We start from the raw sequence: 18545 nt of genomic DNA, 5'->3' as shown, positions 1-18545 counted from the left end.
GATAGTATTACTTTATACCCAGTGACAGATCAGAAGATATTGTTTTAAGAATTAAGTAATTGGAGAGAAAAGCACATCGTATTTCTCTGTATATCTGATGTTTTTATTGCCGATATCGTACATTATGATAACTAAAAATGAAGGGAATATTCAAATTGGCTGATTCCAAAATTCCCAATGCAAAAGAATAAAAAGCCCGCTCTTAAATTTAATTACTTAGAGATTGGGCTTTTGTATAGGAATATGTTCAGCATTATAAGTGAATTTCTACTTGCAATGCTTTTCTTTTTTATGCCTTAACAGTCTGTTTTTTCACAGGAATGTAGATGTCGATCTCTTTGTTTTCTGAGCCATAACATCTTTTGTCGTACAGTTCAAATTCCATTGATCCGTAGTGCTCATAACCCGATTCAGGGAACCATTCTGTAAAAACATAATTCCACGTGGACTGAATGGAAGAAGTAAAAGATTCTTCATTTGATTTTGGTGTAGTAAATACGGCATATTCTAGTTCAGGGAAGCTTCTATAAACTGTTCCTTCAGGTGCTGGAGTGTCTTTCTCAACTTCCATACCAATTACATAAACAAACTCACCCGTTTCAGGATTAAAGTCAGTGCAAATACCAAGCTCAACGTTTTTGTTTATGGGATGGGGTATTCTAGAGCCTAATCCATTTTGCATGTACTGTTGCCAAAATTCAGGAATGTCTTTATTATTCTGGCTACCCTCGTTCTTTGTTTTTAGCTCATATCCAATGACATAAAAAGCAGGTTTAGTGACTAGTTTTGGTTCCATCTTATTTCCTCCTGACAAAATTGTGGTATTTAGGTAGGCTTTTCCTCGCAGCGGTCCAGATATTCTTCTTGCGTTACGGTATTGTTTCGGTGAAACATCATAAAATTTTTTGAACGCTCTGTTAAAAGACTCCTGATAGTGGAAACCAACATCAAGTGCGATATCAATGACTTTTTCATCTGTGAAAAATAAGCGTTCTGCTGCGCGCGTAAGTCTTCGTTTCCTCACATAATCCATCACTGATTCTCCAACCATGGCTTGGAAGACACGGTGATAGTGAAAAGGAGAAAAACAAGCAATTTCTGCTAACTTTTCTAAAGTGATTTGTGTCTCCAAATTCTCCTCAATGTAATCCAGCGTTCTCTGTATACAAGTTACATAATTCATTTACATTCACCTACCTTACGTTCACTATAACAGCAAACAAATCTTTGTTCTTAACATTTTTTGCTATATTTAATTAGGTGAGGGGACTTTTCCAATATACGCCTCTAGATGTATAGTCCTAAGAAGATTTCAATGTTAAAATTTTCTATGTAAATTAATGGAACTAATACATTGTTAAAGGGAGCGTTTGAATTGAAAAAACTTTGTTTTAGCTTAATAATTATTTTTTTATTAGGCGCTTGTTCTTATCAGGAAAGTACAAAAGAAGCTAGTGGAAAAATTGTATTACCAACTTCCATATTTAGTTCATCGAAAAATAATGCCTTAATTGATGAAAAAGAAATGAAAGAAAGTATAAAGACATACTTAGATACTAACGAGGATCTATCCAATACCGGTGATCAATTTGAAGAAATGATGGAGTCCGATCAAAAATTAAATAAAGCTCAAGCGAAAAAATTTGAACAGTTAAAAGACCTGGTGAAAGCAAATGATCAGAACTTTTCCACCTATATTTCGCAAAATACTTTACCAGAAGGATATAAAAAAGATTCAGAGAGAATTAGCCGCTATATTATGGGTTCCAATCAAATTTTGGATGAACTGGATCAAGCAATCGATGACATGGTTGAGCATATGAGTGAAGGAGATTTTTCTGAAACAGAAATTGAGTCACTTATGAATAAAAATAAAAGTGTAAATGGAAGAGAGCAGATAAAGATAGAGAGTTTCCTAGATGACAAAAATATTGATACAAAAGCTTTTGGACGAAAGAGTTAAAACATTTTAATAGATTTTCTTTGGTTAGGGGGAGTTTACTATTGGAATAGTTAAGTCTACAAACAAACTTGCATTTTCTATTATCTATTTAGTCTTCGGTACAGCTTTGGGGATAGCAGCCAAATATTTAGATACTGTTGCAGGTGTTGATGGAAGTTGGCGGATGAATATCCTGCCATATTTTGGAGGTTTGTGTTCGAGGACAGGGATTTGGGTACTGATTGCTACCCTTATAGCTGCGTATAGTAAAACCCAAATTAGTGCGGCTCTTAATACATTCATGTTCTTTATAGGAATGCTAACAGGCTATTATATATATTCCGCCTTTTTATTTGGGTTTTTTCCAACTAGTTATTTTTTACTGTGGGGAAGTATCGCACTAGCGTCTCCGTTTCTAGCAGCTATTGTATGGATGGCTAAAAATAATTTACGTCTAGCTTGGATATTACCAGCTTTGCCTATGGGGTTATTGTTAAGTCTTTCTTTAGCGTTTGGAATATTTTGTATACATGTAAATTATATTGAAGAATTCATTATGTATGCTGTTTTATGCGTAGTCTTTTACAAAACTCCAAAGCAGCTAGCGGCAACAATTGCTGTTTCGTTTATTATTTCGTTTATTATCAAACAAGTAAGTCCCTTTCACTTTTGATTTAGATTAAGATTTTTGTTTTTTAATGAACGTTTACTATGGGAAAAGAAGATTTTGGTAACTAACTATACATACAATTTAAAGTGTTTTTTACATATATATTCTTTAAAATACAGTAATCAGGAAACTTTTAGAGGAGTAATTCGTATAAAAGGTAGGAGGTGATGGATATTAACACTGAAAAACGTCTGGATGAAATTGAAAGAAAATTAGATGATTTACATAATAAGATAAGTAATCAAGAAAATAGAGCAAAGTATAAACCTATCTTTACAGTTGTATTCATTCTATCTGCAATTCTCATATTTTTTGTGCTGATAGGTGTTGTAAGCTTTTTTACAGGTTAATTTTTTTACTAGTCTCTCAGAATTATTTCTGGGAGACCTTTCATTGTTTAAACTAACAGCAATTTGTTTTGTATAGAATATGCCTGAGGATAAAAGGGGATAAAATTATAATGGAAAGTGAAAAGAAACGTTCCGCATTTAGCGCATCTTTCAAAATCTACGAACAGTTTTTAAAAAAGATCTTACATATGTTCTTTACTAGATAATATTCTACGCTACGTTAACTAAAAATATATAGTTTAATACAATATAAGTTAGTAAAAATGACATTATGCTGTTTACATGGAGGACGAGGATGAGAAAGTTTTGTATTGCTTTATTTAGTCTTTTCTTTTTTGTTTCATTAGTTGGATGTCAAAGTAAAGCTGGGGATCCTTTAGAGTTTTCAGGTGAAACTCAAAGCTGGTCAGCTACTATTACGTTATATCCCGTTGAAAATAGTAAAGAAACAGCTCAAATTAACTTAAATTATCTAGGTGGTAAGGTAGAAAACGTAGGGGATTTTGGAATTAATTTAGACACTTCAAATAATCAAAATGGAATTGCAGTGAGAGACGCAAGGTTAAATGAAGAAGGGAATTTTAAAGAGAAAGTAAAGGTTGACGCTAGTGAAGGTATAATGAAATCTAAACATTTGATTTTAACTGTTAAATGGAATGACAAATTAGAAGATGTTGTTTTAAAAGGTAAGTAATTCGAGAGAAAAAGCACCCCATACTTATCTATATCAAGTATTCCCCCAGGTCTTCAGAGTAGGGGCACTATACGAACATTTTTAAAAATCTAATAGAGGATTATTAATGCTCACTTTCGTCTATTTCGTCTTATTTTCACGTAAGTAGTTGGTGATGTACCAATGACGTTCCCGCATGAATCTAATGCTTTGACTTGAAAATAAGGACCACCTGCCTCAGCATGAATATCTGTTTCAAATCCAGTACGAGGGGTACTAAATACCACTACTGACAATTTAAAAGGTGTTGGTCCCGCCAGTACCTGCCAAGCGACTGTTTCTGTTGAACCATTCCATGATGTGTAAACTGTAGCTTCACCGTCGGGCAATAAGTCTACAGTTATGCTAGGCGGATAAAGTGGGAGACCTACCCACTTATTTTTAAAGGCTCGATACGAAAGATTCTGATTTGGATACTGCATATCATATAACAAGTTAAATGAAGGGTTTCTCCGCGTATTGCCAGCGTTCCTAAATTCCGAAAGGTACGGTTCTTGTCCCCACCCAATGAGTTGATTTCCATTGGAAAGCTTTTGCGCATTTCCTTGACTTGGAACATATAAAGCGGGGTCATGATAATATGTTCGATTTACATTTGCAACCTTGTGGTTATAATCTAAGTGAAGAATTAAACCACGCGCTTGCCCTTGAGGTGGAGAATCAGGAGAAGCACAGCAGGCATTGTCAAACAAGCTTATCCTGTTTTCGGACCTGTAGCGCGCATCATGCTGCCAAGAAAATTTAGCGTTCGGTCCAAGCCTAAAATCACTTTGCTTTCCACCAAGTCGCCAAATTACCTTTCCCGTTTCTTTGTCAATATTATAAATAGCCCACATACTACGCATGCTCACTAAAAGTGTATTGTTTGGACCTTCTTCGACTGAATTTACGTGGTAACAATCCCATATATTATTAGAGCTTGTTGCGGATGAAGCAGGTACCATCGAATCAGCTGGATTAATATGTTTAAGTACATCCCAAAAGAAAAGAAGCTCTCCCGTCTCAATGTCTACTTCTTGAATAGAGTAATTACTAAAATACCCGTTTGAGGGTCCTCCATACTTAGATAAATCTGCGGGTACTTGTTTTACCGCCGTAAATAAAGCCGTATTCCGTTTGGTGATTGTAAACTCGTGCAAATCAGAGGTAAACCCTTTTTTAGCAAATAACTTTTTAATGACCTCATAATGCTGATTGATAATTTGAAAATAAGCACCAGGCTCAGGTTCACCTACTGGAAGGTTAGGGTTTGAAGTTTGAGTGCCTGAAATTGTCCCTTGCCACATCGTAAGAACAGGGTTCCCGCAGTATATTTGTACTCGAAAGTCTGTATTTTGGATATACCTACTAGCAAGCGGTCTAAACCACACTGGATTACCCGTCTGATCCATAATTAGTGCGCCGGTCTGTCCAATCATCGCTGCTCCATATACCGTATAAGGTGCAACAAATAATAGGCCGGGAGCTGTTCCAGGCTTATTAGTATTAATGGTAACCTTCATGGGATGTAAATTAGGAGCTGAAACAAAATTCCATACTTGCGGGTTTGGATGATCAGTGGATGATTGTGAATTGAAATTATCCATTCTCACTCTCATCTCCTCTAACTTTTATTAGTAAACACTGTCTCTTGAGCTATTAATATGTCATTCGCTTCAAAATATGTACATGCATTTTAGGTTTACTGGTGTCTTTTGTTTATTTGAAACAGTTATATGTAAGGTAGATAAAATAAATATAAAAAACAAGCTCTTAGCAGATAAGAGCTCGTTTTTCTTGTTCATATACGATTATATATTATCAATACAGCAATACTTTAATTGTGTTTAAAGTTGAAAACCATGCAAAAGAAAAGCAAATTTTTGTGTATATATTATTCGTCAAGATTTAAAAAGATGATCAAGCTTTGTCTTTATGTAAGCTGAAATTTTCATCTTTTTCTTGAAAAAATTCTATAAAAGGTAAAAACTAAAGCCTATCGCAATGTAGGTACCAACAAGTAAAACACCTTCGAACCAGTTGGAATCACCATCGTTCACAACGGTCACCGTCATGAGAGCGGCAAGAATCATCGCAATCATTTCCGCTGTATTAAACACAAGAGGCAAGAAATCATACAAGTATGAGAACAGAACAAGTATAGGAGCAACAAACATGGCCGTTTGGACGGTTGAACCAATGGAGATCTCCACCATTACGTCCATTCTGTTATTATAGGCCATGGCAATTGCTGACACGTACTCTGCAGCACTTCCCACTATGGCCACAACAATAATTCCAATAAAAACGTGACTCCAGCCTAAGGCATCACCTACTGGCTCAATGGTGCCAACAAGTTTTTCACTAATATAAGCTAGTACAATTGTCGCCAGTCCAAGCACAACGATTGCTTTCTTTTTTCCCCATTCTGGTTCCTCTCCATTTTCTTCTGAGTTTCCGGTGAAAATCCCTTTATGTGTGACAAGTTTAAAAAGAAGAGCAAGCAGGTAAATGGTCAGCATCACAATAGCAAAAGAAGTGGATAGAACCTGCATATCTTTATCATCCAAGCGTTTTGCAAAGATAAATGGCAATACAAAAGTTACGATAATAGCAAACATTAAGAGGGAAGTATTATGTCGTGTTTTAAACACACTAAATTTTTGCTTTTTAAATCGAATACCTCCAACGATCATGGATATTCCACTGGCAAAAAGAAGATTAACAAGAACTGCTCCCGTAATGGAGGAAATAACGATTGTATTTAATCCTTTACTTAATGCAAAAAATGAAATAATAATTTCCGCAGCGTTGCCAAACGTAGCGTTCAGTAATCCGCCTGCTGTTGGACCTACTACAACGCTAAGGCTTTCAGTGGAACGTCTGATGTAATTAGCCAAACTAATTAATGTCACGCAATAAATAAAAAACATGAAAATATAATTCCAATTAAACATGCTGCCAATAATTGAAAGAGGTACACCAATAATCATAAAAATAAAAAAGACTTTATTCATATTTTCCTCCATGGTCATTTATAGATCCTATAGCAAGAAGAGAAGCTCTATATTATCTTAGCGTTTTTATTAATATAACTCTTAAGACTTTTGTTATTCACATGGAGAGTGCAACTAGCAATTAACTCGATGCATAGAAAGAGAACATACGTAATAGCTGCTACAAAAGGAGACTAAAGTTAAAAAAAGAAAAGAATCCTACAAGATCAAACGCTATGAATTCCTCAGCATAAGCTGCAAAGTATATTGAATAGTCTCTTCTGAATAACTAATATGTATCTTTTACATGGTAAAAAGTTATGGGTTTTCCAAACGTCCGCAATTGACGTTTGCGTTAACGTTAATCGTGGGTAATGTAGTTTATAGAGTTAAAAATAATTAGAATGAAGCACCATTTAAATATGATTCAAACTGGTCATTATCATTAAAGGAGAGAGCTATCATGTATACACTTGGAGAACTATTAGAGCAAAGAGCTAAACAATCTGCTGAAAAAGAGGCTTTAATTTGGAGTACATCTTTCCATACATTTAAAGAATATAATGAACGTGTCAATCAGCTGGCTCATTACCTGTTAAGCCATAATGTTAAAAAAGGAGATCGAATTGCAATTCTATGTCAAAATAATCATCCGTTTCCTACCATTCTGCTAGCTGCATTAAGAATTGGAGCCGTAGCGGTTCCTATTAGCTGGCAGCTGACGAAGTACGAAATTATCGATATTTTAGACAGTGCACAACCTAAAGTTATTTTCTACGACCAAAAATTTCATGAGGTTATTCCTTTTGATTCTGAACTATTAAATGACGTTATTACTTTACAAGTAGGAAGAGAAAATAGTGTGGAGACAGTTGAAGAATATAATGACATTTTTTCTGCGTATTCTATACTAAACCCAAATGTACAGGTCTCTCAGGATGACATTGCGATGCTTCTTTTTACTTCTGGAACAACTGGCAATGCAAAGGGCTGTATGATTGAGCATGGTCACGTGTATTCTTATATACAACCATCGAGTCAACGAATAGACTATGAAGAGGATGGTCGATTTCTTGCCTCGCATCCTTTTTATCATATGAGTTCTATTAACAATATTTTAAAATCTGTTTCCAACGGAATGGGGTTATTTCTGTTGTCAGATCCTACACCGGAAATCATTTGGGAAACGATTGAAACTCATAAGATCACTATGATGCTAGCGTTTCCTTCTATGTATATGCAAATGCTCGAAGTAGTGAAAAATGCAGGGTCAAAGAAATCTTCACTAAAGGTTGCTATTGCCGGAGGGGCAAAAGTTCCTGCTTATCTTATTAAGGAGTATGAAAAGTTAGGCATTAGAATGATCCAAGGGTATGGAAGTACAGAAGCATGGACAGTGAGTGGATGGACACCGGATATGGGAAATGAAAAAATTGAATCGGCGGGTAAGCCTCTTTCCGGTGTAGAAGTAAAAATCATTAATCCTGATTCAGGACAAGAAGTAAAAACAGGGGAAGTTGGAGAAATTATTATAAAAAGCCCCTACTGCTTCAAAGGCTATTGGCATAATCAAGAGGCAACTGAAAAAGTGCTTCGAAACGGTTGGTTCTATATGGGGGACGCTGGAAAGATAGATCAAGACGGTTTTTTATATATTATGGGACGCTATAAAGACGTTATTGTATATGGCGGCGATAATATCTATCCTGATCAGGTCGAAGAAATCATTGAGCAAATAGGTACGGTTATAGAAGCTGCTGTAGTAGGAGTAGAAGATCCTGTTTATGGAGAAAAACCTAGAGCTTATGTAGTAAAGGATCCTCATTCTTCCTTAACAAAAGAAGATATTCTAAATTATTGTAGAGAACGATTGGCAAGTTACAAAGTTCCGGAAGTTTATTTTATTGATCAACTCCCTAAAAACCAGCTCGGTAAAGTGTTAAAAAGAGAACTAAAATGAAGAGGGTTAAAAGCGCGGGCTGAATGCAGCCCGCGCTTTTATAATTTAATAGAAGCGAAATCATTTTAACGCAAAAATGTTAAGTAGAAAGTTTCCTGATATCAGAGTAACAAATACAAAGTGTATTTTCATATTCAGATTCGTATCCTGTAAATACGAGATTTCTTTCTTTATCATCGTAGTGAAATCCGAATTTCTTTAAATCATCTTTCAAGATATCTTCACTAATTTTAATGGAAGAAGCAATATCTTCATAAGAAGCACCATTATTTAGCTTTTGAACAATCTCACCTATTAACAAGTTACGACCTCCAGTAGCATATGTTTCTTCAGTAATAATTTATCCTAAATAGCTGCTTTTATGAAAGTTGTGCGGAAAGCCATTCTAGATTATTAAAATTTGCATTGAGTGCTTCGTTTGCTAATTAGTGAATTAATTATGTTTTTTCTTTTTACGCAATAAATGAAAAAAATACTCACAAAAAATCCAACGAAGAGACCAATGAGACTTTCTAATTGAAAATCTTTTTCCCCAATTATTTGGCCGTAAATGATTCTGAATATCACACCAAAAAAAGAAAGAACAACAGCCGTTGTGGTAATACTTAAAAAGTTAATAAAATCACACCTTTTTACAAAGTGTATTCCCCTTTTTTAATACATTTAAAGTTAAGACTGATTATAGGAGGTTCTAAAGTGAAAGTGAGAATATCACTTAGAAAACACAATAAATAATACAAATATGGAACTTTTATGAAATTTGTTCGTAAAAGATATAGGAGGCGATAATATGGATATATCAAGTGTTAATTGGGCGGACGTAGCTTTTCAAATCTTTTGGTTAATTTTATTGGTTTCTTTAGGTTTGTTTATTTATAAAGTCGTTCAAGTTAAAAAAAGAAATAAACGTTTTGTTAAGAATGAATGATCCTTTTATACATAAAGATGTGAATGGAGTATTCAAGCAAAAGAGGTGTTTTTTTGAGAAAATTGATAAAAAAATATTCATTTATCTGTACAGGATTCTTATTTGGTTATTTTCTTTTACTGATTTTAGGCTTAGATGTTTCTATTAGTAGTATGTTTAAAGTGTTTATACCAGTAGCAGCTGTAGGACTGTTGCTTGGAGAAATTATAAATATGGCTTTTAATCATCATCAGACTAATATGAACTAACATTATAATTCCGCTCAAAAATTACATAAAAACAAATAAAAGCATAAGACAAGAAAGGTAGAGTATATATGGCTTGTTGCAATCATTGCAATTACAAATGGAACGCTAAAAATGTATGGTTACTTGGGTTTTCTAAGAAAGGAAAGAAGTGTCCTAAATGCCATACCAGACAATTTATCTTTTTTAAAGGTGCTGGTCCTTTAATGGGGCTAGGTTATTTAAGTGGGATTGTTGCTATATCTCTTATTGGTTTATTTCCGTTTATCGTAAAGCTAACAGATAAAGAAGAGCACAGATGGAAGTAAATTAAAAAAGCAAAGAGAATATTAATATTCTCTTTGCTTTTTTCTTGGTTTTACATTCATAGAAGCCATATAGTAAATCAATTATAAAACACCTTTGTTTTACTACTTAATTCTCTTTTTCTGATACCACTTCAGCTTTACCTGGCCAGAAAGCAAATCTTCCTAAAACCGTAGTGATCGCAGGTACAAGGAATGGTCGCACAATAAATGTATCTAACAGAACACCTAAAGCCGTGATAATTCCAAACTGAACCAGAACTTGAATAGGCAGTGTTGCTAGAACCGCGAATGTAGCAGCTAAAATAATTCCAGCTGATGTGATAACACCGCTTGTTTCACTTACGCCTTCTTTAATCGCTTGTTTTAACGGCATGTATTTCTTTTTCTGCCAGATGCTTGAGATCATAAAAATATTATAATCCTCACCAAGCGCCACTAAGAATACAAATGCGTATAAAGGAATCGCTCCTTGGATAGCATCTGCTCCCATGATATTGTGGATGATGAGCCAGCCTAAGCCTAAAGCTGCACTGTAAGAGAGGATAACAGTTCCCACTAAATAAAGCATAGCTACAATAGAACGCAAGTAAGCCACTAGCAGCAGCGATATAAAAATAATAATTAACGGAACAATAATACTGTTGTCTTTATCACTAACAGTCATCGTGTCATATTGCGTCGCTGTTTGACCGCCAATCCATACTTTGGATTTTACTGAGGAAACTCCGGACTGTGACAGTGCCTTTTCGGCTGCATCTTTCAAGTCTGGAATAGCCTCCATAGCTGTTATACTATATGGATTTACATTAAACGTGACGTCATATACCTTTAAATCCTTATTACTTTTACCGCTTTGAGGTGCAGAAACGGTACTAATCAGATCGTTTTTCTTTAACTCTTTTTCTAGATCTACCGATTTTCCTTCTGTATCAATTACTACTTGTGCTGGTGCTAGTTCACCAGGAGAGTAAGCGTCAGAGATAATGGTAAATCCTTCACGAGAAGGCATATCTTCAGGGAAAGAAGACAATAAATCATACGTGTACTTGATTTGACTAGAGTATATGGATAAAGCTCCAAAAAAGACTAGACAAGCTACAATGATTGTCCATGGTTTAGTCGTAACCACATTACCAATCCAATTCCCGAAACGGTTTTTCTCTTTTCGGTCACGCACCGGTTTTCCTTTCTTTTTCGCCAATTCTTCTTCCATTTCAGGAGTGCGAGGAACAAAAGGATAAAAAGAACCTCTTCCCATAACTGCAAGCAGGGCAGGAATAAGAGTTAAGCTCGCTAATCCCATAATAAGAATAGATAAACTAAACGGGATTGCAAAACGGTGGTAAGCACCGTATTTTGCTACGATTAAAGCTAAAAGAGAGATGACAACCGTAAAGCCACTCATCGCTATAGCACCTGAAGCACCTTTAAAGGCGTTGATAAGTGCTTGTCTCTTATCTTTTACTTTGCGAAGCTCATCGCGATAATGAGAAATTAAAAATAAACAATAGTCTGTTCCGGCTCCAAATAACAAGACCGTCATAATGGATATGGACTGTGAATCGACCGTAATCCATCCTTTATCTGCTAAAATACCGAGAATGGGACTCAGAACCCCATAGGCAAAACCTACACCAATTAAAGGAATAATCGCTAAAATTGGGGAACGATAAATGACAAGAAGTAAAATTAAGACTAATAAAACTGTTGCAATTAGTAACGAAACGTCTGCTCCTTCAAATAAGCTCGTTGCATCTACTTGAATTCCTACAGGACCGGTAACGCGTGTGCTTAATTTATCTTTTTCATCTATATCCGTCGCAAAAGAATCGTATGAAACGTTTTCTTTTACTTGTTTTTTAATCGTATCTAGATTTTTTTCTAGTACATCCGTCTCAGCGTTTTCTTTAAAGAAAATAGGCTGTACAAGCGTGGTACCATCTTTTGATATCATTTTTTGTAAAGCTGCTAACGGTAATTTATGCAAAGGCGGTGTAGACGTTTGTTCTTCTAATGGTTTCTTTTCTAAATCCGCCGCCATTTGCTGAATAGACTTTAGATCATCGTTGTTCAAACCTGATTCTTTGTGCCATGTAAGTAAGGCAGGAACCCCTGATGAGTTAGGGAATTCTTTCTTTATGAGATTTTCAGCTTCTACGGAAGGTGAATTCTCACTTAAGTTGGGTGCATTGTTCACTTCCGTTTTATTAACGGCAGGCCAAGCAATTGTTAGAACTGCAGTGGCCAAAATCCATACGGTAATAACAACCCATCGACTCACTTTCCCAGTCATAAATCGGCTGAATGTTGCTAAAGGTGATTCTTTCATTAATTCTCCCTCATTTCCAAATCTGTTTGTTTCTATTACAATATATATAGAACCTTCAATAATTATATATACCAGAAGGTTAATTAATCAACTAGTTTAAATGTGGCAATTTCTTGAACTAGAAGGAGGCCCTCTTATGAATACTGATAAGACACCAAAAAAAAAGCCTGGCAGACCTAGAATAACAACTGAAAATAATATAACAAGAGAGCAAATTTTAAAGACTGCTGCCCATTTATTTATGGCATATGGATATGAAAGAGTATCAATGGAGCAAGTAGCTGAGGCTAGCGATGTGACTAAGGCTAGTGTTTACTACTACTTTAAAAATAAGGCCACTTTATTTACCGTTTCGGTATCAAGCATGTTCCAACGTATTACAAAACAGACAGAGAAATTATTACAAAATTCCAAAGGGCTGAAACATAGATTATACGAGGTAACATTGGATCACTTAAAGAGACCGCATATTGATTTTGAAACATTATTGCAGGAAGCTACTTCTTCGCTTACAGAAGATCATATTCATGAAATTCGTGAAGCAGAGAAAGCCATACATCAGGCATTGGAGAACGTATTCAAACAAGCTGCAAACAGCGGTGAAATTGTCGTAACAAGCCCTCGCTTGCTTGCGCATACATTTTCTATGGTCACAATGATTCGGAATAAAAAAGAATTAATAACTGAATTAGGAGGCCCTGAAAAAACGGCTCAGGCTCTAGTAGATCTTTTTTGGGTAGGGATTAGTCCTAATTGAACTGTTTTATTGCATGGTGCAAAGAAGAAATAAAGAACGGCTAAAAAATATTCATCAATATTTTTTAGCCGTTCTTTTCATTGGTCGCAAGCACTTTGTAAAAAAAAGCCTGAAATAATAGCCATTACCTATTAACCATCCAACTTATAGAGATGTTGGCCCGAAGTTTTCATTAATCATGTAAAAAAGCGAAGTTATATAATAAAAAACGTAAAAATTTAATAATTTGGTTTTTATTTGTATTTAAAGCAGTATTTGATGGAAGGTTAGTGTTAAAATAATGAAAATCCTATCTTTTAGGGTTGCCTTTAGCATATATGGTTATTCTATTGTAAACAAAACCTTTAGCATAGCAGCTTACATTTTGGAAAGGGGAGAAGCGGATGGAATCTATTTGGTTCGAATACGTATGGGCATTATTGATTCTAATTGGATTAGAAGGATTATTATCAGCTGACAACGCTCTTGTACTGGCAGTTATAGCCAAACATTTACCCGAGGATCAGAAAAAAAGAGCGATTAATTACGGAATTCTTATGGCATTCATTTTTCGATTTGCAGCTCTTTTTGCTATTTCATTTATTGCCAACGTCTGGTGGATACAAGCGGTAGGAGCAGTTTATCTTCTTTATTTGGGTTTGAAGCATATTATTCAGGCACGGTTTGGGAAGCATAATGAGAATATTCATAATGATGATGAAAAGGAGTCTGCTGGAAAGGGGTTCTGGCCGACAGTAGGGAAAATTGCGTTAGCTGACCTTGCTTTTGCCATTGATTCTATTTTAGCGGCGGTAGCCATAGCTCTTGGACTTCCGGATTCACAATTTGGAGAAATCGGCGGGATGGATGGAGGACAGTTTGCAGTTGTAGTTCTTGGAGGGATTGCAGGTCTTATCTTAATCAAGTTTGCAGCAACCTGGTTTGTAAAACTCCTTGAAAAGCGACCTGCCTTAGAAACTACAGCATATGCAATTGTTGCCTGGGTCGGTGTGAAACTTGCGGTTATTACTTTTGCGCATAAAGATATCGGGGTCTTAGATTCTCATTTCCCTCATAGCACCACTTGGACCCTGATTTTCTATGGAGTATTAGTTGGTATCGCTCTATTGGGTTGGTTTGCACCGGGCAATAAGTCATCAGAAAAGCCATCGGTTTAAAAATAATCAATTGCCATACGTAACCCTAAATTAGACTTCTATTAGAGATTATCATTTTTTATTATTCTATAAACAATACGCATCCTAAATTATCAACCATCCTTACTTTTTTCATCCAAGCGGAGCCTCATTTTTAATATTTAAAAGCATGTTTAGATTCTATAGAAAGAGTGAGGTTTGTTGATTCATGCCTAACTATCAAGTACGTTAATTCAAGCAGGTGTAACGTACTTTTTAATTGAAGCTATTGTGTAGACGAACCTAGTTATCTTGTTTGTTATTTTTGTTCCTTAAAGAAGACCAAATCATTAACGATTTGGTCTTCTTTTTTCTAGTAGAGAGAATGGTTTAGAGGAGTAAATTCGTTTGTGCTAATTATAATATCTCTATTTTCATTTCTGAAGTTTTAAAAAATAACGAATACTTGTTTAAATGGAAATGATTTGGGAATATAATTCACAAGTCAAAAAAATGAAAAGGAGGATGCAAACATGGCAAAGGGACTAGCTATGCACGAAACGTTAGAAGTTCACGAAATCTTAACGCTTAAAACATCATGTGTAACAAAAGGAACAGCGATGTTGGAATTGGTAGAGGATGAGGAATTAAAAAAGATTCTTGAAGAAGATGTTCAAACATCTACTGAAGCGATTAAAGAATTGAAAAAAATCTTAAAGAAAGCTCAATAAATAGGAGGGGTAGAAAAATGGCCACTAAAAGTACTCTTACTAAAACGTTAGATGATCTTGCTATTGCGACTGATTTATTATTATCAGCTAAGAGTGGTGTACGAACATATGCTGTAGCGCTTACGGAAACAGCGACACCCGAAGTTCGAAAGGTATTAAAAAAGCAATTAGATGAAACCATCGAGCTTCATGAAAAGATTGCTCAATATATGATTGATAATAAAATGTATCATGCCTATGATATAGAAGAACAAGTAAATCACGATTTAGAAAAGGCAGATAAAGCTTTAGGTTTAGCGAAAGGTTAACTAAAATTCCCCCTCTGACAATAGAGGGGGAATTTTTTCAAGGTTACATAAAAAGTACTCTTTCGATATTTCTACAAAGGAAAAGAAGTCGATATTTTATTCTCTTATAAATAGATAATTCAACTCATTTTATACAATATTTAGATAATATTTTATAGTCTTTTATCCCATATCCGAATAAATTGGTTTTAATTGGATGATGTAGGATACACCTATTAGTAGAACGACATATTCTATGGGGATAGAGGAGGAGAAAATAGTGAAGGAAATTAAAGTAGCAGAAAATAGTGGTCAGGCAAATAAGTTTATTGAAGAGTTCTTTGCCAACGGGTTTAGTAAAAGTGAAATTTATTTATTAACCTATAATAAAGAGCGCTCGGAATATTTAACAAATACAACAAATACAAAAGAATATCGAGCTTCTGAACAAGGAGTTTTTGAATCTGCAATTAACAAGTTATTTTCTCGTGAAGATGAACTTCATTCTAAAATGGCCTCGTTAGGTTTAACCCAAGAGGAAGCTAAACAATGTGTCGGTGAAATGAAACAAGAACGTATAATCATTATTGCAAAAAAAGGTATGTAATGGTTTTTCCTTGCAATAACGTTCGAAGAAACTCAGTGATCGAGAAGTATTAGTAAATCTTACTAGCATGCTGCTTTATATATAATATTGTTCTTCTGTACAAATGTTTTATGAATCGGAAAGATACTGAACTGAAAGTATTTTACTAGAGTCGTTTACTACTCTCATATGGAGGTGAAAGGGTAATGATTCAATTTCTTGGTATCCACATAGGGACGCTATATTTTCCTACAAGTATCCTTCTAATTACTTTATTAGTTTTATTAGGTTTTATTATCTATTTTCTTAGTAGAAAAAAAAGAAATAGAGATCAAACGATTCATTCAAATGAGAATAGAGTAAAAGGGAAAAGAGGAAAAGACAAAGCTCTGTAAATAATCTAAAAGAAGAATTCATCTATTTCGTCATCAAAAAGAATTGCAGTATAAAGTGAAAATAAATTATCCTAATCCTATAGTTCCTGATACAGCCTTACATTATGATTTAACTTGTGAGAAAGTATGATTTAAATAAATGCAGAGAAGGCCCTTGAATTCATTTCCAGGGGCCATTTTTATTTTTAGTATGTTTTTTTAGATCTTAAACAAGCAATTGAACCCTTGATAAATATGAAATAGTAGTCTAACCTTTATGTTAAGGAGTGAAAATTATGAATGAAAACATTTCGGGTATCGATTATCAGGAAGTCATTGAATATGCGCTAGATCCACTTATTATTCATTCAAATCATCAGATTATATATGTTAACCACGCGGCTGAACATTTTTTTAGAGGAAAAAGGGAAGATATCATAGGTGCAAGCCCTTTAGATATATTTCAAGAAACATCTAAAGCAGCAATAAGGAAAAGAATCCAATCTGCCTATGAGCGCCCAGCAGAGCTCATTGAGGAAACCATATTTAGAATGGATGGAACAACTGTTAATGTTGAATTATATTGTCATCCCTTGCTGCTAGGAGATAAAAAAGTAATCCAAACCTATGTGAGAGATATTACGGTAAAAAAAGAGAGTGAAATAAGACAAAAAGAAATAATAAAGCAAATAAATGAACTGTCTACAACCCTTGTTCCTCTTTTAGAGGGAATCGCTGTACTTCCCTTGGTAGGATCTATAGATGAGGAAAGAGCACACCAACTTTTAATGGCGGTTCCAGTAAAAGTGCAGACACAAAATATACATTGTTTAATTATAGATTTTTCAGGTATTTATACACTGGATTCAATTGTAACGGAGCATCTTTTTAAAATTAATAGCGTTATGTCACTACTTGGAGTGCAATGTATCTTAACAGGATTAAGACCAGAATTATCTCGCTCTGCTGTACAGCTAGGTATTAATTTAGCTTCTACCCCGACAATGGCCACTGTAAAAAATGCGCTTCATTTTTTAGGAATTACTTTTAGTAAACAACCGTTAAAATGAAAATACCTAAAGCAACTTTTACGTTTTTAAAGATACATATGATATGAATCTTTAGGTGGTGCTAAACCTTTCAGAGGAAGTTTCTAATTAAAGAAATAGTGGCATCGTCTTTACGGTTTCGTGCTGTTTTAACTATGTCCGAGTGGTTTTTTTAATTAGATTTATTAGAAAAACAAAAGAAACTCCCGGACATATACCAGGAGTTTCTTTTGTCTAAAATAACACATATTGTGCGGTCATACGTTTGTTAAATAAAAGATAGAAGAATCATTAAATTGCTTTCTTCAGTTTAAGATCTTATATAAAGCTTCAGAAGCGTTATCTATATCATAATCGTTGTAATTTAAGGTTTTTTGATCCGTAAATGTAGTGATTTGAAAAATCTTAGATGTTTTACAATACGACAATTCCAGTACTTCAGGAATTGTATGAGTAATAGCGCTATCCTCATATTGAATAAGAGTATAAAGCGTTTTTTTTATTTCAAGTATATTCATAAAAGTACCTCTTTCCATTATAAGGAAACCCAGGGTACAAAGAGACCATATAATTTAAATTTTATGTTCTTTCTCTATTGTAACATATGCCCGCATAGAAAAATACCTGCTGAGAACAGACAATATGGTAGCTGCAGAGGTAGATTATCAATCTATTTTATTGCTTTATAAACAACCGGTGAGGAAAGTTTAATCAATGTAGACGGCTCTCCAAAAGCCATAGATTCATCAATAAATGTTTCAAGAGATTGAACGGAATTAGTTAAAATTTTTACTAGATAGTTGTATTGACCCGCCAAACGATGACATTCGATAACCTCAGGGTGTTCTTTACAATATTCTACGAATTGCTTGCATTTTGTATTGCTGTATAAAATAAAAGCAGTTACAGGTTTGTTGAAATTTTCAGGGTTAATTATTGCTCTATATCCATCTATTATGTTTTTCTCTTCAAGTTTTTTTACTCTTTCATTAACAGCAGGGGTGGATAAACCAACCAGCTTTCCCAACTGTGTAACGGACAAACGAGCATTCTCTTGTAGATGTAGTAATATATTTTTATCAATTTCATCCATAAAACATACCCCGCTTTAAATTATAAATTAAAATAATGAATTTTCCGTCAATATTAAAGCTATTAATTAGTAATACAATAAAATAGATATGTGAAAATAGAAATTTATACAAT

At 34.5% G+C, this 18545-nt stretch carries 21 protein-coding genes; 14 read left to right on the top strand and 7 right to left on the bottom strand.

Annotated features, from left to right (window positions below; translation table 11 throughout):
* Positions 1 to 289 precede the first annotated feature (289 nt).
* The gene (locus tag ACNHOZ_RS22325; protein WP_033578579.1) at positions 290 to 1183 is read right to left on the bottom strand and encodes an AraC family transcriptional regulator; all 894 of its coding nucleotides are present in this window, start codon (positions 1181 to 1183) and stop codon (positions 290 to 292) included.
* A 192-nt stretch (positions 1184 to 1375) separates the two neighbouring features.
* Between ACNHOZ_RS22325 and ACNHOZ_RS22320 the strand changes: the two genes are divergently transcribed.
* The 4 genes from ACNHOZ_RS22320 to ACNHOZ_RS22305 all read left to right on the top strand — a co-directional run bounded on the left by ACNHOZ_RS22320 (position 1376) and on the right by ACNHOZ_RS22305 (position 3656).
* On the top strand, positions 1376 to 1963 hold the full coding sequence (locus tag ACNHOZ_RS22320; protein WP_053074011.1) for an NDxxF motif lipoprotein: 588 nt from the start codon (positions 1376 to 1378) through the stop codon (positions 1961 to 1963).
* Between the two features lie 163 nt (positions 1964 to 2126).
* Positions 2127 to 2615, top strand: a complete 489-nt coding sequence (locus ACNHOZ_RS22315; protein WP_048018636.1) for a DUF6518 family protein — start codon at positions 2127 to 2129, stop codon at positions 2613 to 2615.
* A 164-nt stretch (positions 2616 to 2779) separates the two neighbouring features.
* Entirely contained in the window at positions 2780 to 2962 is a 183-nt protein-coding gene (locus ACNHOZ_RS22310) for a hypothetical protein (protein WP_048018637.1), read from the top strand.
* 295 nt (positions 2963 to 3257) lie between these two features.
* Positions 3258 to 3656: a hypothetical protein gene (locus ACNHOZ_RS22305; protein ID WP_048018638.1), complete on the top strand. Its 399-nt coding sequence runs from the start codon at positions 3258 to 3260 to the stop codon at positions 3654 to 3656.
* A 110-nt stretch (positions 3657 to 3766) separates the two neighbouring features.
* Here ACNHOZ_RS22305 and ACNHOZ_RS22300 read toward each other — a convergent pair whose 3' ends face one another.
* Together ACNHOZ_RS22300 and cax are read right to left on the bottom strand one after the other, a co-directional pair.
* Complete coding sequence (locus tag ACNHOZ_RS22300; protein ID WP_048018639.1) at positions 3767 to 5281, bottom strand: arylsulfotransferase family protein; 1515 nt, start codon at positions 5279 to 5281, stop codon at positions 3767 to 3769.
* A 366-nt stretch (positions 5282 to 5647) separates the two neighbouring features.
* Positions 5648 to 6691 carry a calcium/proton exchanger gene (gene cax / locus ACNHOZ_RS22295; protein ID WP_048018640.1) on the bottom strand — a complete coding sequence of 348 codons (1044 nt, stop codon included), beginning with the start codon at positions 6689 to 6691 and terminating at the stop codon, positions 5648 to 5650.
* A 442-nt stretch (positions 6692 to 7133) separates the two neighbouring features.
* Between cax and ACNHOZ_RS22290 the strand changes: the two genes are divergently transcribed.
* A complete protein-coding gene (locus tag ACNHOZ_RS22290) occupies positions 7134 to 8630 on the top strand; it encodes a class I adenylate-forming enzyme family protein (RefSeq protein WP_048018641.1) in 1497 nt (498 codons plus the stop codon).
* 79 nt (positions 8631 to 8709) lie between these two features.
* Here the strand turns inward: ACNHOZ_RS22290 and ACNHOZ_RS22285 are convergent, their stop codons facing one another.
* Positions 8710 to 8931, bottom strand: coding sequence for a hypothetical protein (locus ACNHOZ_RS22285; RefSeq protein ID WP_028413859.1), 222 nt, complete (start codon positions 8929 to 8931; stop codon positions 8710 to 8712).
* Between the two features lie 489 nt (positions 8932 to 9420).
* On the opposite strand from ACNHOZ_RS22285, the gene ACNHOZ_RS22280 reads away from it, so the two are divergent.
* The 3 genes from ACNHOZ_RS22280 (at position 9421) to ACNHOZ_RS22270 (ending at position 10111) form a co-directional block, all read left to right on the top strand.
* Entirely contained in the window at positions 9421 to 9558 is a 138-nt protein-coding gene (locus ACNHOZ_RS22280) for a hypothetical protein (RefSeq protein WP_165635762.1), read from the top strand.
* A gap of 53 nt (positions 9559 to 9611) precedes the next feature.
* Positions 9612 to 9806 carry a hypothetical protein gene (locus ACNHOZ_RS22275; RefSeq protein WP_028413858.1) on the top strand — a complete coding sequence of 65 codons (195 nt, stop codon included), beginning with the start codon at positions 9612 to 9614 and terminating at the stop codon, positions 9804 to 9806.
* 68 nt (positions 9807 to 9874) lie between these two features.
* The gene (locus tag ACNHOZ_RS22270) at positions 9875 to 10111 is read left to right on the top strand and encodes a hypothetical protein (RefSeq protein ID WP_048018642.1); all 237 of its coding nucleotides are present in this window, start codon (positions 9875 to 9877) and stop codon (positions 10109 to 10111) included.
* Between the two features lie 106 nt (positions 10112 to 10217).
* Here the strand turns inward: ACNHOZ_RS22270 and ACNHOZ_RS22265 are convergent, their stop codons facing one another.
* A complete protein-coding gene (locus ACNHOZ_RS22265; RefSeq protein WP_048018643.1) occupies positions 10218 to 12440 on the bottom strand; it encodes an MMPL family transporter in 2223 nt (740 codons plus the stop codon).
* Positions 12441 to 12576: 136 nt separating this feature from the next.
* On the opposite strand from ACNHOZ_RS22265, the gene ACNHOZ_RS22260 reads away from it, so the two are divergent.
* From ACNHOZ_RS22260 to ACNHOZ_RS22235, 6 genes are all read left to right on the top strand, one after another.
* Positions 12577 to 13197 (top strand): TetR/AcrR family transcriptional regulator, encoded by a 621-nt coding sequence (locus ACNHOZ_RS22260; RefSeq protein WP_048018644.1) that lies wholly within the window; start codon positions 12577 to 12579, stop codon positions 13195 to 13197.
* Positions 13198 to 13580: 383 nt separating this feature from the next.
* A complete protein-coding gene (locus ACNHOZ_RS22255) occupies positions 13581 to 14354 on the top strand; it encodes a TerC family protein (RefSeq protein ID WP_048018645.1) in 774 nt (257 codons plus the stop codon).
* Positions 14355 to 14845: 491 nt separating this feature from the next.
* Positions 14846 to 15043: a hypothetical protein gene (locus tag ACNHOZ_RS22250; RefSeq protein WP_016766364.1), complete on the top strand. Its 198-nt coding sequence runs from the start codon at positions 14846 to 14848 to the stop codon at positions 15041 to 15043.
* Between the two features lie 17 nt (positions 15044 to 15060).
* On the top strand, positions 15061 to 15351 hold the full coding sequence (locus ACNHOZ_RS22245) for a spore coat protein (RefSeq protein WP_048018646.1): 291 nt from the start codon (positions 15061 to 15063) through the stop codon (positions 15349 to 15351).
* A 259-nt stretch (positions 15352 to 15610) separates the two neighbouring features.
* Positions 15611 to 15937 (top strand): general stress protein, encoded by a 327-nt coding sequence (locus ACNHOZ_RS22240; RefSeq protein WP_048018647.1) that lies wholly within the window; start codon positions 15611 to 15613, stop codon positions 15935 to 15937.
* A 649-nt stretch (positions 15938 to 16586) separates the two neighbouring features.
* Complete coding sequence (locus ACNHOZ_RS22235) at positions 16587 to 17360, top strand: PAS domain S-box protein (protein WP_048018649.1); 774 nt, start codon at positions 16587 to 16589, stop codon at positions 17358 to 17360.
* A 284-nt stretch (positions 17361 to 17644) separates the two neighbouring features.
* On the opposite strand, the gene ACNHOZ_RS22230 is transcribed toward ACNHOZ_RS22235, so the two are convergent.
* Together ACNHOZ_RS22230 and ACNHOZ_RS22225 are read right to left on the bottom strand one after the other, a co-directional pair.
* A complete protein-coding gene (locus ACNHOZ_RS22230; protein ID WP_048018650.1) occupies positions 17645 to 17857 on the bottom strand; it encodes a hypothetical protein in 213 nt (70 codons plus the stop codon).
* Positions 17858 to 18009: 152 nt separating this feature from the next.
* On the bottom strand, positions 18010 to 18432 hold the full coding sequence (locus ACNHOZ_RS22225; protein WP_048018651.1) for an Lrp/AsnC family transcriptional regulator: 423 nt from the start codon (positions 18430 to 18432) through the stop codon (positions 18010 to 18012).
* Positions 18433 to 18545 lie beyond the last annotated feature (113 nt).

The organism is Priestia sp. D51 (assembly GCF_053345675.1).
The sequence above is the reverse complement of the archived record's forward strand: the minus strand, read 5'-3'. Positions and strand labels throughout refer to the sequence as shown.

Excerpts from the sequence above, each read along its gene's own strand:
- ACNHOZ_RS22325 (WP_033578579.1), bottom strand. The coding sequence starts at position 1,183 with ATGAATTATGTAACTTGTATACAGAGAACGCTGGATTACATTGAGGAG.
- ACNHOZ_RS22315 (WP_048018636.1), top strand. The coding sequence starts at position 2,127 with ATGAATATCCTGCCATATTTTGGAGGTTTGTGTTCGAGGACAGGGATT.
- ACNHOZ_RS22310 (WP_048018637.1), top strand. The coding sequence starts at position 2,780 with ATGGATATTAACACTGAAAAACGTCTGGATGAAATTGAAAGAAAATTA.
- ACNHOZ_RS22305 (WP_048018638.1), top strand. The coding sequence starts at position 3,258 with ATGAGAAAGTTTTGTATTGCTTTATTTAGTCTTTTCTTTTTTGTTTCA.
- ACNHOZ_RS22300 (WP_048018639.1), bottom strand. The coding sequence starts at position 5,281 with ATGGATAATTTCAATTCACAATCATCCACTGATCATCCAAACCCGCAA.
- cax (WP_048018640.1), bottom strand. The coding sequence starts at position 6,691 with ATGAATAAAGTCTTTTTTATTTTTATGATTATTGGTGTACCTCTTTCA.
- ACNHOZ_RS22290 (WP_048018641.1), top strand. The coding sequence starts at position 7,134 with ATGTATACACTTGGAGAACTATTAGAGCAAAGAGCTAAACAATCTGCT.
- ACNHOZ_RS22280 (WP_165635762.1), top strand. The coding sequence starts at position 9,421 with ATGGATATATCAAGTGTTAATTGGGCGGACGTAGCTTTTCAAATCTTT.
- ACNHOZ_RS22270 (WP_048018642.1), top strand. The coding sequence starts at position 9,875 with ATGGCTTGTTGCAATCATTGCAATTACAAATGGAACGCTAAAAATGTA.
- ACNHOZ_RS22265 (WP_048018643.1), bottom strand. The coding sequence starts at position 12,440 with ATGAAAGAATCACCTTTAGCAACATTCAGCCGATTTATGACTGGGAAA.
- ACNHOZ_RS22260 (WP_048018644.1), top strand. The coding sequence starts at position 12,577 with ATGAATACTGATAAGACACCAAAAAAAAAGCCTGGCAGACCTAGAATA.
- ACNHOZ_RS22255 (WP_048018645.1), top strand. The coding sequence starts at position 13,581 with ATGGAATCTATTTGGTTCGAATACGTATGGGCATTATTGATTCTAATT.
- ACNHOZ_RS22250 (WP_016766364.1), top strand. The coding sequence starts at position 14,846 with ATGGCAAAGGGACTAGCTATGCACGAAACGTTAGAAGTTCACGAAATC.
- ACNHOZ_RS22245 (WP_048018646.1), top strand. The coding sequence starts at position 15,061 with ATGGCCACTAAAAGTACTCTTACTAAAACGTTAGATGATCTTGCTATT.
- ACNHOZ_RS22235 (WP_048018649.1), top strand. The coding sequence starts at position 16,587 with ATGAATGAAAACATTTCGGGTATCGATTATCAGGAAGTCATTGAATAT.
- ACNHOZ_RS22230 (WP_048018650.1), bottom strand. The coding sequence starts at position 17,857 with ATGAATATACTTGAAATAAAAAAAACGCTTTATACTCTTATTCAATAT.
- ACNHOZ_RS22225 (WP_048018651.1), bottom strand. The coding sequence starts at position 18,432 with ATGGATGAAATTGATAAAAATATATTACTACATCTACAAGAGAATGCT.